Origin of the sequence: Dyadobacter flavalbus, assembly GCF_006149045.1 — a bacterium.
GTDB lineage: Bacteria > Bacteroidota > Bacteroidia > Cytophagales > Spirosomataceae > Dyadobacter > Dyadobacter flavalbus.
On the sequence record NZ_VBSN01000015.1, the window covers coordinates 1 to 755 of the forward strand.

Genomic DNA, 755 nt, shown 5'->3' on the forward strand with positions numbered 1-755 from the left:
ACGGGGCCGCCCTTTAGATTAGCAGAATAAAGGTTAACTTTCTATTGTCCAATTAAAGATCTGAAAGTATGGAGGTGAACAATGGGGCCGCCTATTAACTAGACTTATCGCCGGAATTAGTCCTTCATGCTTTTGTATTGATCAGGTGCCATTTAGAATGTTAAGCAACAGGCTTATTAAAGGGATTAGCATTTCAATACATTCGGATCAGGGTTCAACCTTAACAATTTCGCTATGGAAAAGGAATGGTTTATTGGTGTTGATGTCTCCAAAGCAACTTTGGATTTGGCATTTTGTCATGTAAATAATCCAAATCAGTTTGTTTACTGCCATTTTGAGAATGGTACCTCAGGATTTAAAAAAATGCTCACCTGGTTAAAAAAACAGGGTATAACAACCCAAAACAGCTTTTTTTGTATGGAGCACACCGGACATTACACGCTAGCTTTATGTTGTTTTTTACAGGATGAAAACCTCCTGTTTACATTGGTGAGCCCTCTGCATTTAAAAAAGACACTAGGCATAACAAGAGGTAAAAATGATAAACTTGATGCAAAGCGAATTTCACAATTTACTTTTTTGCATCGTCATCTGCTAAAACCTATGCGGATGCCTTCTGCATGCTTGCTCAAGTTAAAGAATCTGATGACTTTTCGTGACAGGCTTGTAAAGACAAATACAAGTCTTAAAAATGCGATCCAGGATTTAAAGAACATTTTAGATCTAGTAGATAATTCGTTTATTATCAAGCAATC

General features: G+C 36.7%; 1 protein-coding gene. It reads left to right on the plus strand.

All coding sequences use genetic code 11. From position 1 onward, the window contains the following. Positions 1-234 precede the first annotated feature (234 nt). The coding region (locus FEM33_RS02165) for an IS110 family transposase (protein ID WP_139010481.1) at positions 235-755 on the plus strand (521 nt) is incomplete at its 3' end.